Annotated in this window: 10 protein-coding genes and 1 other annotated feature (1 of these 11 only partly in view); all 10 genes read left to right on the plus strand. The window is 40.8% G+C overall.

The window, feature by feature from the left end; translation table 11 throughout:
- Positions 1–43 (plus strand) — a sequence feature (ribosomal protein L10 leader region); it begins 102 nt to the left of the window's first position.
- Between the two features lie 33 nt (positions 44–76).
- The 10 genes from rplJ to tuf all read left to right on the plus strand — a co-directional run bounded on the left by rplJ (position 77) and on the right by tuf (position 14,148).
- Positions 77–577 (plus strand): 50S ribosomal protein L10, encoded by a 501-nt coding sequence (gene rplJ, locus V7124_RS10385; protein ID WP_335415892.1) that lies wholly within the window; start codon positions 77–79, stop codon positions 575–577.
- Positions 578–733: 156 nt separating this feature from the next.
- Positions 734–1,093 carry a 50S ribosomal protein L7/L12 gene (gene rplL / locus V7124_RS10390; protein WP_335415895.1) on the plus strand — a complete coding sequence of 120 codons (360 nt, stop codon included), beginning with the start codon at positions 734–736 and terminating at the stop codon, positions 1,091–1,093.
- A 99-nt stretch (positions 1,094–1,192) separates the two neighbouring features.
- Entirely contained in the window at positions 1,193–1,792 is a 600-nt protein-coding gene (locus tag V7124_RS10395; RefSeq protein WP_335488776.1) for a class I SAM-dependent methyltransferase, read from the plus strand.
- Between the two features lie 261 nt (positions 1,793–2,053).
- Positions 2,054–5,614, plus strand: a complete 3,561-nt coding sequence (gene rpoB, locus V7124_RS10400; RefSeq protein WP_335415900.1) for a DNA-directed RNA polymerase subunit beta — start codon at positions 2,054–2,056, stop codon at positions 5,612–5,614.
- Positions 5,615–5,681: 67 nt separating this feature from the next.
- The gene (gene rpoC, locus V7124_RS10405; RefSeq protein ID WP_335415903.1) at positions 5,682–9,281 is read left to right on the plus strand and encodes a DNA-directed RNA polymerase subunit beta'; all 3,600 of its coding nucleotides are present in this window, start codon (positions 5,682–5,684) and stop codon (positions 9,279–9,281) included.
- 137 nt (positions 9,282–9,418) lie between these two features.
- Positions 9,419–9,667, plus strand: a complete 249-nt coding sequence (locus V7124_RS10410; RefSeq protein ID WP_335415906.1) for a 50S ribosomal protein L7ae-like protein — start codon at positions 9,419–9,421, stop codon at positions 9,665–9,667.
- A 103-nt stretch (positions 9,668–9,770) separates the two neighbouring features.
- A complete protein-coding gene (gene rpsL, locus V7124_RS10415; protein WP_335416036.1) occupies positions 9,771–10,193 on the plus strand; it encodes a 30S ribosomal protein S12 in 423 nt (140 codons plus the stop codon).
- Positions 10,194–10,234: 41 nt separating this feature from the next.
- On the plus strand, positions 10,235–10,705 hold the full coding sequence (gene rpsG / locus V7124_RS10420; RefSeq protein ID WP_335415910.1) for a 30S ribosomal protein S7: 471 nt from the start codon (positions 10,235–10,237) through the stop codon (positions 10,703–10,705).
- A gap of 47 nt (positions 10,706–10,752) precedes the next feature.
- Entirely contained in the window at positions 10,753–12,834 is a 2,082-nt protein-coding gene (gene fusA, locus V7124_RS10425; RefSeq protein ID WP_335415913.1) for an elongation factor G, read from the plus strand.
- A 126-nt stretch (positions 12,835–12,960) separates the two neighbouring features.
- Positions 12,961–14,148, plus strand: a complete 1,188-nt coding sequence (gene tuf, locus V7124_RS10430; protein WP_335415916.1) for an elongation factor Tu — start codon at positions 12,961–12,963, stop codon at positions 14,146–14,148.
- Positions 14,149–14,172 lie beyond the last annotated feature (24 nt).

The raw sequence follows: 14,172 nt of genomic DNA on the forward strand, positions 1-14,172 counted from the left end.
CCTCCATGTCTGACTATTGATATGGAGGTTTTACTTTGCCTGGTATAAATGTAGAGATTCTACAGGAGGTGTAAAGATGAGCAGCGTAATCGATCAAAAGATTCAAATTGTTGATGAAATCACAGCTAAGTTAAAAGCTAGTGTTTCAACAATCGTAGTTGACTACCGTGGACTAACTGTTGCTGAAGTAACTGAACTTCGTAAACAGCTTCGTGAAGCAGGTGTCGAATTCAAAGTTTATAAAAATTCTATGACTCGCCGTGCAGCTGATGCAGCTGAACTTTCAGAGTTAAACGCAGCATTAACTGGCCCGAACGCAATTGCGTTCAGTGCAGAAGATGTTGTAGCACCTGCGAAAATTCTTAACGACTTTGCTAAAAAGCATGATGCACTTGAAATTAAAGCTGGTGTAATCGAAGGCAATGTAGCAACAGTTGAAGAGGTTCAAGCACTTGCAGAACTACCTTCACGCGAAGGCTTGCTTTCTATGCTACTCAGCGTACTACAAGCTCCAATCCGCAACCTTGCTCTTGTTACAAAAGCAGTTGCAGAACAAAAAGAAGAACAAGGCGCGTAAGTTGATCGAAAAGTGGACGCGCCTTGCCCAGGAGCGACCGGCATAAGACGAGCCTTCTTGACGGATTGGCTTATGACCCGAGCTCCTAGGCGCGGGAACTGGACATCGAAAACGCAAACTAAAATACCGGAATGAAAACTAAGGAGGAAAATTAAAATGACTAAAGAACAAATCATTGAAGCAGTTAAATCCATGACTGTTTTAGAACTTAACGACCTAGTAAAAGCAATCGAAGAAGAATTTGGCGTAACTGCAGCTGCACCAGTAGCAGCAGGCGGAGCAGCTGTTGCGGCTGTTGAAGAGCAAACTGAATTTGATGTAATCCTAGCTAGCGCTGGAGATCAAAAAATCAAAGTTATCAAAGCAGTACGTGAAATCACTGGTCTTGGTCTTAAAGAAGCAAAAGATCTTGTTGACAACACACCTAAGGCTGTTAAAGAAGGCGTTTCTAAAGAAGAAGCTGAAGAAGTTAAAGCTAAGCTTGCTGAAGTTGGAGCTAACGTTGAAGTTAAGTAATAACCTGATAGAAAAGCTCGCTATATAAGCGGGCTTTTTTTCGCTGTTTAATTTCCCCGAGTACCTCAATATAAAACTCCTCAAGGAGGTGACAGCTAATTGTCTGAACATTACTATTCTCGTACCCAAAATGTTGAAAGTAATCCAAAATATTGGGATTTTACCTTAAGGAATCAAAAGATCCGTTTTAAAACGGATAATGGTGTTTTTTCGAAAAAGGAAGTAGATTTTGGTTCGCGATTATTAATAGAAGCTTTTGAAATACCTGAGGTAGAAGGGCATGTTTTGGACGTAGGCTGTGGTTACGGTCCAATTGGGTTATCAATTGCTAAGGATTTTCCAAATCGTCTCGTACATATGATTGATGTAAATGAACGGGCTATTCAATTAGCGAAAGAAAACGCTGAGCAAAATCATATTAACAATGTTCATATTTATGAAAGTGATCGTTTGTTAAGTGTAAAGGATAGAGAATTTGCTGCGATCTTAACAAACCCTCCAATCAGGGCAGGTAAAAAGACGGTCCATGATATTTTTGAACAAAGTCATATGCATTTAGTTTCTGGTGGTCAGATTTGGGTTGTGATTCAAAAGAAGCAAGGTGCACCTTCTGCTATAGAGAAATTAAAAGAACTATTTACAACAGTAGAGACTATTGACAAGTCTAAAGGTTATTTTATTATAAAGGCTGAAAAATAGTTGACTTGAAATTGTCAAATATGTTAGCATTATAAAATGCCATCATAATATTTTCCGAATTATTCCTGAAAATACTTTTTTTATTAGTATAAAACAAGTTTCAGACGGAAATGATGACAAAATAATAGTCAAAATGTGAAAATGTGGTTTTTTAGGGATAAAAACCCTTTTTTCTTTTTTGTCTGATGGAGGATGCTTTAAAATCCTTACATAGACCAAAATATATGTTTTTAAAAACGCTTGATTTGAGGGGTGAATCAGTTGACAGGTCAACTAGTTCAGTATGGACGACACCGCCAACGGAGAAGTTACGCACGAATCAGTGAAGTGTTAGAATTACCAAATCTAATTGAAATCCAAACCTCTTCCTATCAATGGTTTCTTGATGAGGGTTTGCGTGAAATGTTTCATGATATTTCACCAATTGAAGACTTTACTGGTAACCTATCACTTGATTTTATTGATTACAGCCTTGGCGAACCAAAGTATTCTGTTGCGGAATCGAAAGAGCGGGACGTTACATATTCAGCACCATTGCGTGTAAAAGTACGTCTTGTAAACAAAGAAACAGGCGAAGTAAAAGATCAAGATGTTTTTATGGGTGACTTTCCACTCATGACTGAAACGGGTACGTTTGTCATCAATGGGGCAGAACGTGTTATTGTTTCTCAGTTAGTACGTTCACCAAGCGTATACTTTAGTGGAAAACTTGATAAAAATGGAAAAAGAGGATTTACAGCTACGGTAATTCCGAACCGCGGCGCTTGGCTTGAATATGAAACAGACGCCAAAGATGTCGTCTATGTCAGAATAGATCGTACTCGGAAACTGCCCGTTACGGTTCTTTTGCGTGCACTTGGTTTCGGATCTGATCAAGAAATCATTGAATTGATCGGTGATAATGAGTACATTCGGAATACTCTTGAAAAGGACAACACTGAGGGAGTAGAAAAAGCGCTATTAGAAATCTACGAGCGTCTGCGTCCAGGTGAGCCTCCAACCGTTGAAAACGCCAAGAGTTTATTGGTATCAAGATTCTTTGATCCAAAGCGTTATGACCTTGCAAATGTCGGTCGATATAAAATAAACAAAAAACTTCACATTAAAAATCGCTTATTCAATCAACGTTTAGCTGAATCACTTGTTGATCCTGAAACGGGCGAAATTATTGCGGAAAAAGGGACTCTGCTTGACCGTAGAAATCTCGATCGAATCATACCTGCACTTGAAAAGGATATTAATTTCAAAGGCTTTAATCCAGTTGGCGGTGTAGTAGAAGAAGAAATTATTCTTCAAGGAATCAAAATCTATGCACCAAATGACGATGGTGAAAAAGTTATCAATGTGCTAGGAAATGCCTATGTTGCAGAGCCAATTAAGAATATCACGCCTGCAGATATTATTGCATCTATCAGTTATTTCTTTAACTTACTGCATGGTGTTGGCGACACGGATGATATCGATCATTTAGGAAACAGACGTCTCCGTTCAGTTGGCGAATTGCTTCAAAATCAGTTCCGTATTGGTTTATCTCGTATGGAACGTGTGGTTCGTGAGAGAATGTCTATTCAAGATACGGCAACGATCACACCGCAGCAATTAATCAATATTCGTCCTGTTATTGCTTCAACTAAAGAGTTCTTCGGAAGCTCGCAGTTATCGCAATTCATGGATCAAACGAATCCGCTTGCTGAATTAACCCATAAGCGACGTTTATCAGCATTAGGACCTGGTGGATTAACACGTGAACGTGCAGGATTTGAAGTTCGAGACGTTCACTACTCTCACTATGGCCGTATGTGTCCAATTGAAACGCCAGAGGGACCAAACATTGGACTAATTAACTCACTATCATCTTTTGCAAAGGTAAACCGTTTTGGCTTTATCGAAACTCCATATCGTAGGATTGATCCTGATACTGGAAAGGTTACAAGTCGAATCGATTACTTAACAGCAGATGAAGAGGATAACTATGTTGTAGCACAGGCAAACTCCCGTCTTAGTGATGACGGTTCATTCATTGATGAAGATGTTGTTGCTCGTTTCCGTGGTGAAAACACTGTTGTAAAACGCGAGCGTATCGATTATATGGATGTATCTCCTAAACAGGTTGTTTCTGCGGCAACAGCATGTATTCCGTTCCTAGAAAACGATGACTCTAACCGTGCGCTAATGGGTGCGAACATGCAACGTCAAGCAGTGCCGCTTTTACAGCCAGAAGCCCCACGAGTTGGAACTGGAATGGAATATGTTTCTGGTAAAGACTCAGGAGCAGCGGTTATCTGTAAGCATGAGGGTATCGTTGAACATGTTGAGGCCCGTGAAGTTTGGGTACGTCGAATTAATATAGTCGATGGTCAAAATGTAAAAGGTGACCTTGATAAATATAAAATGTTGAAATTCATCCGTTCTAATCAAGGAACATGCTATAATCAACGCCCAATTGTTGCTGTGGGTGACCACGTAACAAAAGGTGAAATTCTTGCTGATGGTCCGTCAATGGAATTAGGGGAACTAGCTCTAGGACGTAATGTTTTAGTTGGTTTCGTTAACTGGGATGGCTACAACTATGAAGATGCGATTATTATGAGCGAACGCCTTGTGAAAGATGATGTTTATACATCTATTCATATTGAAGAATATGAATCAGAATCTCGTGATACAAAGCTTGGACCAGAAGAAATTACCCGTGACATTCCAAATGTAGGGGAAGATGCCCTTCGTAATTTGGATGAGCGTGGAATTATCCGTACTGGTGCTGAAGTAAAAGATGGTGACTTGCTAGTTGGTAAAGTAACTCCGAAGGGTGTTACAGAACTTACTGCTGAAGAGCGCCTATTGCATGCAATCTTCGGTGAAAAGGCACGTGAAGTTCGTGATACTTCCTTAAGAGTTCCGCATGGCGGCGGCGGTATTGTCCTCGATGTTAAAGTATTTAACCGCGAAGATGGCGATGAACTGCCACCAGGTGTAAATCAACTTGTACGTGTTTATATCGTTCAAAAGCGTAAAATTCATGAAGGCGATAAAATGGCAGGGCGTCACGGTAATAAAGGGGTTATCTCTCGGATATTACCGGAAGAGGATATGCCGTATTTACCAGATGGTACCCCGATTGATATTATGTTGAATCCTCTAGGGGTTCCTTCACGTATGAACATCGGTCAGGTGCTTGAGCTTCATTTAGGTATGGCTGCTAGAGCGCTTGGAATCCATGTTGCATCACCTGTATTTGACGGTGCAACGGAAGATGATGTTTGGGAAACGATTGAAGAAGCTGGAATGGCTGGAGATGCAAAAACGGTCCTATATGATGGACGTACCGGTGAACCATTTGATAACCGTGTTTCTGTTGGTGTCATGTATATGATTAAACTTGCCCACATGGTTGATGATAAATTACATGCTCGTTCAACTGGACCATACTCACTTGTAACCCAGCAGCCGCTTGGTGGTAAAGCACAATTTGGCGGACAGCGTTTTGGTGAGATGGAGGTTTGGGCGCTAGAAGCATACGGTGCCGCATACACTCTTCAAGAAATTCTGACAGTAAAATCAGATGACGTTGTAGGTCGTGTGAAAACGTATGAAGCGATTGTTAAAGGTGAAAATGTACCGGAACCAGGAGTTCCTGAATCGTTCAAAGTATTAATAAAAGAACTTCAGAGTCTGGGTATGGATGTTAAAATCCTATCAGGTGATGAAAAAGAAATTGAAATGCGTGATACGGAAGATGATGATGACTTACAGCAAGTCGATGCATTAAACGTCGTTCCTGAAACAAGAGCATTTGAATCTGAAAAGGTTGGTTCAAAGGAATAAGATTTAGCTGAAGCTCCTATGCGTGCTTCAGCTAATGATTTTCTAGATAGAAAGGGAGGTAGGCCCCTTGCTTGATGTTAATAATTTTGAGTATATGAAGATTGGTTTGGCATCACCTGATAAAATTCGTTCTTGGTCTTTTGGAGAAGTCAAAAAACCAGAAACGATTAACTATCGTACATTGAAGCCTGAAAAGGATGGTTTATTCTGTGAAAGAATTTTCGGTCCGACGAAGGACTGGGAATGTCATTGTGGAAAATATAAACGTGTCCGCTATAAAGGTGTTGTCTGTGACCGATGTGGTGTTGAAGTAACACGTGCAAAGGTTCGTCGTGAACGTATGGGGCATATTGAGCTTGCAGCTCCTGTCTCTCATATTTGGTATTTTAAAGGCATTCCTAGCCGAATGGGACTAGTTTTAGATATGTCACCGAGGGCTTTAGAGGAAATCATTTATTTTGCTTCCTATGTTGTAACTGAATCAGGAGATACAGCTCTTGATAGGAAACAACTACTATCAGAAAAAGAATATCGTGCATATCGTGAAAAGTATGGGAATAAATTCCAAGCAGCGATGGGTGCAGAAGCAATTAAAAAACTTCTTTCTGATATCGATTTAAACAAAGAGGTTGACGCGTTAAAAGAAGAATTAAAGTCAGCTCAAGGTCAGCGTCGTACACGTGCGATTAAGCGTCTTGAGGTGTTGGAAGCATTCCGTAATTCTGGTAATGAGCCATCATGGATGATCCTTGATGTCCTTCCTGTTATTCCACCAGAACTTCGTCCGATGGTACAGTTGGATGGAGGAAGATTTGCTACATCTGACTTAAACGATCTTTATCGCCGTGTAATCAATCGGAACAATCGATTAAAGCGTTTGTTGGATCTTGGTGCACCAAGCATTATCGTTCAAAACGAAAAACGCATGCTTCAAGAAGCAGTAGATGCATTAATTGATAATGGCCGTCGAGGCCGTCCGGTAACAGGTCCAGGTAACCGTCCGTTAAAATCACTTTCCCATATGTTAAAAGGAAAGCAAGGTCGTTTCCGTCAGAACTTACTTGGAAAACGTGTAGACTATTCTGGACGTTCTGTTATTGTTGTTGGTCCGAACTTAAAAATGTATCAATGTGGTCTTCCTAAAGAAATGGCTCTTGAGTTATTTAAGCCATTCGTAATGAAGGAACTAGTAGAAAAAGGTTTAGCTCATAATATTAAATCTGCTAAACGTAAAATCGAAAGAGTATCTCCAGATGTATGGGATGTACTTGAAGATGTTATTCGTGAGCACCCAGTTTTATTAAACCGTGCCCCAACTCTTCACAGGCTGGGAATTCAGGCATTTGAACCAACGCTTGTTGAAGGAAGAGCAATTCGCCTTCACCCGCTCGTATGTACAGCGTACAATGCGGACTTCGATGGTGACCAAATGGCTGTTCACGTACCACTTTCATCTGAGGCGCAGGCAGAAGCAAGATTACTGATGCTCGCAGCCCAAAACATTTTGAACCCTAAAGATGGTAAGCCGGTTGTTACACCTTCTCAGGATATGGTACTAGGTAACTACTACTTAACTCTTGAAAGAGACGGCGTTGTTGGAGAGGGTATGATTTTTAAAGATACAAACGAAGCGTTAATCGCTTATCAAAATGGCTATGTTCATCTGCACACTCGTGTTGCTGTACATGCAGGTTCATTAGGAAATGAAACATTGACAGAAGAACAGAATAATAAGTTACTGATTACTACTGTAGGTAAACTTATATTTAATGAAATTCTTCCAAAATCATTCCCATATATCAATGAACCAACTAGACATAACCTAGAGGTTGAGACACCTGCAAAGTATTTTGTTGAAAAAGGTGAAGATGTTACAGCTAGAATTAAAGAAATGCCATTAGTAGATCCATTCAAGAAGAAAATTCTTGGTAATATCATTGCTGAAGTATTTAAGCGATTTAAAATTACCGAAACGTCCAAAATGCTTGACCGTATGAAGGACTTAGGATTTAAATATTCTACAAAAGCAGGTATTACAGTTGGCGTTGCTGATATCGTGGTTTTACCTGAAAAGCAAGAAATTCTTCACGATGCCCAAAGTAAAGTGGATAATGTTATGAAGCAGTTCCGTCGTGGATTAATTACTGAAGACGAACGTTATGATCGTGTTATTGCTATTTGGAGTGCAGCGAAGGATACCATTCAAGGAAAATTGATGAAATCGTTGAACAAAACGAACCCAATTTTCATGATGAGTGACTCCGGTGCCCGTGGTAACGCGTCAAACTTTACACAGCTTGCTGGTATGCGAGGATTGATGGCCAACCCGGCTGGACGAATCATCGAGTTACCAATCAAGTCAAGTTTCCGTGAAGGTCTGACCGTATTAGAGTACTTTATCTCTACTCACGGTGCACGTAAAGGTCTTGCCGATACTGCACTAAAAACAGCTGACTCTGGTTACTTAACACGTCGTTTGGTTGACGTTGCACAAGATGTAATAGTCCGTGAAGATGATTGTGGAACCGACCGTGGTTTGTTAATCCGTTCATTAAAAGACGGTACCGAAGTAATCGAAGGTCTTGATGAGCGCTTAATTGGCCGTTACGCTCGTAACCCAATCAGGCATCCTGAAACAAAAGAAGTGTTAGTTCCTGAAAATGGACTAATCACTGAGGACCTAGCAGAAACAATCGTTGGGGCTGGAATCGAAGAAGTGAAAATTCGCTCTGCTTTTACATGTAATACTCGTCATGGTGTATGTAAGAAGTGTTATGGACGTAACTTGGCAACAGGTCAAGAGGTTGAAGTTGGGGAAGCAGTTGGTATTATTGCAGCCCAATCAATCGGTGAACCTGGTACACAGTTAACCATGCGTACTTTCCATACAGGCGGGGTAGCAGGAGACGATATCACTCAAGGTTTACCGCGTATTCAAGAAATTTTTGAAGCACGTAACCCTAAGGGTGTTGCGGTTATTTCTGAAATTGATGGTGTGGTTGTTGGAATTAATGAAGGCCGTGACCGCCAGCATGAGATCGTGGTTCAAGGTGATATAGAATCACGAACGTATAACGCTCCATATACAGCGCGCTTAAAAGTGGCTGTGAATGACCAGGTTGAACGCGGTCAGGAGTTAACGGAAGGTTCTATTGACCCTAAAGAGTTAATCAAGGTCAAAGATGTAAATGCTGTACAAGAGTATCTGCTGCGTGAGGTTCAAAAGGTATACCGTATGCAGGGTGTTGAAATTGGCGATAAACACGTAGAGGTAATGGTTCGTCAAATGATGCGTAAGGTTCGTGTTAGTGATGCAGGTGAAACAGATGTGCTTCCTGGTACACTGCTTGATATCCACCAATTCACAGATGCGAATGAAAAGGCATTATTAGCAGGAAAATTACCTGCTACAGGACGACCTGTACTACTTGGTATTACAAAAGCGTCACTTGAAACAGATTCATTCTTGTCTGCTGCTTCATTCCAAGAAACAACTCGAGTTCTTACGGATGCAGCGATTAAAGGCAAACGCGATGAATTACTAGGCCTAAAAGAAAATGTTATTATTGGTAAACTAGTTCCAGCAGGAACTGGAATGCAACGTTACCGTAAGGCTGAACCTATTTTAAGAGATACAACTTCTGAAGAAACAGTAACGATTGATTAAAAATTAGGCGCGGTACTTGTTTAAAGGCAAGTACCGCCTTTTAAAGAAAAACCGAAAGTGTTGTTGACATTTTTTTTAGAAGATGGTAATATATCAAAGGTGCTCCTATTAACCTGTTACTTTGGAGGATATGATAAATGTCTTATGAAAAAGTACTACAGGCAACTAAGATTTTTATAGGAACGAAACAAACAGTAAAAGCACTAAAGGATGGAACAGCTGATGAGCTGATCATTGCAAGTGATGCTGAAGCGAAAGTTACAGCAGCGGTAGTGAAACTAGCTCAAGAAATGAACATCCCTATTGTCTATGTTGACTCGATGAAAAAACTTGGGAAAGCATGTGGAATAGAAGTTGGTGCTTCAACTGTAGCAATTAACCGTTAAAAACTGTTTTTGTAGATAGATGATCTGCAAAAACTTTGTTTTTGCACAAAAATGAACCACCTGGATGTGTGGGCTTACAAATAATGAAGGGAGGAAAATTTACATGCCAACTATTAACCAATTAGTACGCAAACCTCGTCAATCTGTTGAGGAAAAATCAAAATCACCTGCGCTAAATAAAGGTTACAACAGCTTCAAGAAATCACAAACAAATGTATCTTCACCACAAAAACGTGGAGTATGTACTCGTGTTGGTACAATGACTCCAAAGAAACCGAACTCAGCGTTACGTAAATATGCTCGTGTACGCTTGACAAACGGTATCGAGGTGACAGCATACATTCCTGGAATCGGACACAATCTTCAAGAACACAGTGTTGTTCTTATTCGTGGAGGACGTGTAAAAGACTTACCAGGGGTACGTTATCACATCGTTCGTGGTGCTCTTGATACGGCTGGTGTTAACAACCGTATGCAAAGTCGTTCTAAATATGGTACTAAGAGACCAAAAGCAGCTAAGAAGTAAAAAACAGATAAATAGAAGCTTGTTTGAAAGGAGGAAATTAAATGCCACGTAAAGGTCCTGTAGCAAAAAGAGACGTGTTACCAGATCCACTTTACAATTCAAAGTTAGTTACTCGTCTAATCAATAAAATGATGGTTGACGGCAAAAGAGGTAAATCGCAAGAAATTCTATATTCTGCATTTGAAACAATCCGTGAGCGTTCTGGTAAAGAACCAATGGAGATTTTTGATGCAGCAATGAAGAACATTATGCCAGTACTTGAGGTAAAAGCACGCCGTGTAGGTGGAGCAAACTACCAAGTACCAATCGAGGTGCGTCCAGATCGCCGCACAACTCTTGGTCTTCGCTGGTTAGTTAACTATGCGCGTCTTCGCGGAGAAAAAACGATGGAAGAGCGTTTAGCTAACGAAATTATGGATGCAGCTAACAACACTGGAGCATCTGTTAAAAAGCGTGAAGATACACACAAAATGGCAGAAGCAAACAAAGCGTTTGCTCACTATCGTTGGTAGAATTACCTTTATCATAAAAACTTTCACACTAGAAAGGAGAAAGACCCATGGCAAGAGAGTTCTCCTTAGCAAACACTCGTAATATCGGTATCATGGCACACATCGATGCCGGTAAAACGACGACCACTGAGCGTGTCCTTTATTACACTGGTAAGATTCATAAAATCGGTGAAACACATGAAGGTGCTTCTCAGATGGACTGGATGGAGCAAGAACAAGAACGCGGAATCACTATTACTTCCGCGGCAACAACTGCATCGTGGAAAGGTCACCGCGTAAACATCATCGACACTCCGGGACACGTAGACTTCACAGTTGAAGTTGAACGTTCCCTTCGTGTACTTGATGGAGCGGTAGCTGTACTTGATGCACAGTCTGGTGTTGAGCCTCAAACTGAAACAGTTTGGCGTCAAGCAACAACTTACGGTGTACCACGTGTAGTGTTTGTCAATAAAATGGACAAAATTGGTGCAGACTTCTTGTATTCTGTAGGAACAATCCATGATCGTTTGCAAGCAAATGCACACCCAATTCAGTTACCAATCGGTGCTGAAGATCAATTCTCAGGTATCATTGACCTAGTAGAAATGAATGCTGTATTCTACAGCAACGACTTAGGCACAGATATCGTTGTTGGTGAAATTCCTGAAGAATACAAAGCACAAGCTGATGAATATCGTGAAAAACTAGTTGAAGCTGTAGCAGAATTAGATGAAGAATTAATGGAAAAATACCTTGGCGGAGAGGAAATCTCCAAAGAAGAGTTGAAGGCTGCCATCCGTAAAGGTACTGTTAATGTTGAATTCTATCCTGTTATTTGTGGATCAGCATTCAAAAACAAAGGTGTTCAACTTATGTTGGATGCGGTTATCGACTACCTTCCATCACCATTAGATGTTCCTGCAATCAAAGGACACGATGTAGATGATGAAGAAGTACTAGTTGAACGTCATTCTGATGATGACGAGCCGTTTTCTGCTCTAGCATTTAAAGTTATGACAGACCCTTATGTTGGTAAATTAACGTTCTTCCGTGTGTACTCTGGTACATTGGATGCTGGATCATATGTCCAAAACTCTACTAAGCGTAAGCGCGAACGTATTGGACGTATCCTGCAAATGCATGCAAATAGCCGTCAAGAAATCTCTAAGGTTTTTGCTGGTGACATTGCGGCTGCTGTAGGTCTGAAAGATACAACAACTGGTGATACTCTATGTGACGAGAAAAACCTTGTTATCCTAGAGTCAATGGTATTCCCAGAACCAGTAATTCAACTTTCAGTAGAACCAAAATCAAAAGCTGACCAAGATAAAATGACAACTGCATTACAAAAACTTCAAGAAGAAGATCCTACTTTCCGCGCGCACACTGACGTGGAAACTGGACAGGTTATCATTGCTGGTATGGGTGAACTTCACCTTGATATTCTTGTTGACCGTATGCGTCGTGAGTTTAAGGTGGAAGCTAATGTTGGTGCGCCTCAGGTTGCATATCGCGAAACTTTCCGTGCTTCTGCACAAGTTGAAGGTAAATTCGCGCGTCAATCTGGTGGTCGTGGTCAATACGGACACGTTTGGATTGAATTCTCTCCTAATGATGAAGGTAAAGGATTTGAATTCATTAACGGAATCGTTGGTGGGGTAGTTCCTCGTGAATACATCGCTCCAGTTCAAGCTGGACTTGAAGATGCCCTAAAACGTGGTGTTCTTGCTGGATATCCATTAGTTGATATTAAAGCAAGATTATTCGACGGATCTTACCACGATGTTGACTCCTCTGAAATGGCGTTTAAGATTGCTGCTTCAATGGCCCTTAAAAATGCTGCTTCTAAGTGTCAGCCTGTAATCCTTGAGCCTATGATGAGGGTTGAAGTAGTAATGCCTGAAGAGTATCTAGGAGACATTATGGGTCAAATCACTGCACGCCGTGGTCGTGTAGAGGGTATGGAAGCACGTGGTAATGCACAAGTAGTTCGTGCTCAAGTTCCACTATCAGAAATGTTCGGATATGCAACATCACTTCGTTCAAGTACACAAGGTCGTGGAGTATTCTCTATGCACTTTGATCACTATGAAGAAGTTCCAAAATCAGTTTCTGAAGAAATTATCAAAAAAAATAAAGGTGAATAATTGATTTTCACCTGTTAATAAAGTATAACTACTTATGTAACCATGGAAACTGTGAAATTGGGACAACCAATTTACAGTTTCCATAAAATATACTTAACTTTTATATATTAAAGGAGGATTTTCCTAATGGGTAAAGCTAAATTCGACCGTTCAAAGCCACACGTAAATATTGGTACAATTGGTCACGTTGACCACGGTAAAACAACTTTAACTGCTGCTATCACATCTGTTCTTGCTAAAGTGGGTGGAGCAGAAGCTCGCGGATACGATCAAATTGATGGTGCTCCAGAAGAAAAAGAACGTGGAATCACAATCTCTACTTCACACGTTGAGTATGAAACTGCTTCACGTCACTATGCACACGTTGACTGCCCTGGACACGCTGACTATGTTAAAAACATGATCACTGGTGCAGCTCAAATGGACGGCGGTATCCTAGTTGTTTCTGCAACTGATGGTCCAATGCCACAAACTCGTGAGCACATCCTTCTTTCTCGTCAGGTAGGCGTACCTTACCTTGTTGTATTCATGAACAAGTGTGATATGGTTGATGATGAAGAACTTCTTGAATTAGTAGAAATGGAAATTCGTGATCTATTATCAGAATACGACTTCCCAGGTGATGACACTCCAGTTATCAAAGGTTCTGCTCTTAAAGCTTTAGAAGGCGAAGCTGCTTGGGAAGAAAAAATCAACGAACTTATGACTGCGGTTGATGAGTGGATTCCAACACCAACTCGTGACACTGACAAACCTTTCATGATGCCAGTTGAGGATGTATTCTCAATCACTGGTCGTGGAACAGTTGCTACTGGCCGTGTTGAGCGTGGAGTAGTTAAAGTTGGGGATGTAGTTGAAATCGTAGGTTTCACTGAAGAACCAAAATCTACTACTGTAACAGGTGTAGAAATGTTCCGTAAGCTTCTTGACTTTGCTGAAGCTGGAGACAACATCGGTGCACTTCTTCGTGGTGTAGCGCGTGAAGAAATCGAGCGTGGACAAGTTTTGGCTAAGCCAAAATCAATCACTCCACACACAAAGTTTAAAGCGCAAGTTTACGTTTTATCAAAAGAAGAAGGTGGACGTCACACTCCATTCTTCACTAACTACCGTCCACAGTTCTATTTCCGTACTTCTGATATTACTGGTATTTGTAATCTTCCAGAAGGCGTAGAAATGGTTATGCCTGGCGACCATATCGAAATGATCGTTGAGCTTATCGCTCCAGTTGCTATCGAAGAAGGAACTAAGTTCTCAATTCGTGAAGGCGGACGTACTGTAGGTTCAGGTTCAATCACTACAATCACTGAGTAATATTTAAATAAAAGGCAGATGGGT

It is taken from the genome of Neobacillus niacini, from assembly GCF_036961885.1.
In the GTDB taxonomy this organism is placed as follows: Bacteria; Bacillota; Bacilli; order Bacillales; family Cytobacillaceae; genus Neobacillus; species Neobacillus niacini_H.

What these genes read in the sequence shown, in the direction of transcription:
- rplJ (WP_335415892.1), top strand. Translation starts at nt 77, where the DNA reads ATGAGCAGCGTAATCGATCAAAAGATTCAAATTGTTGATGAAATCACA.
- rplL (WP_335415895.1), top strand. Translation starts at nt 734, where the DNA reads ATGACTAAAGAACAAATCATTGAAGCAGTTAAATCCATGACTGTTTTA.
- V7124_RS10410 (WP_335415906.1), top strand. Translation starts at nt 9,419, where the DNA reads ATGTCTTATGAAAAAGTACTACAGGCAACTAAGATTTTTATAGGAACG.
- rpsL (WP_335416036.1), top strand. Translation starts at nt 9,771, where the DNA reads ATGCCAACTATTAACCAATTAGTACGCAAACCTCGTCAATCTGTTGAG.
- rpsG (WP_335415910.1), top strand. Translation starts at nt 10,235, where the DNA reads ATGCCACGTAAAGGTCCTGTAGCAAAAAGAGACGTGTTACCAGATCCA.
- fusA (WP_335415913.1), top strand. Translation starts at nt 10,753, where the DNA reads ATGGCAAGAGAGTTCTCCTTAGCAAACACTCGTAATATCGGTATCATG.
- tuf (WP_335415916.1), top strand. Translation starts at nt 12,961, where the DNA reads ATGGGTAAAGCTAAATTCGACCGTTCAAAGCCACACGTAAATATTGGT.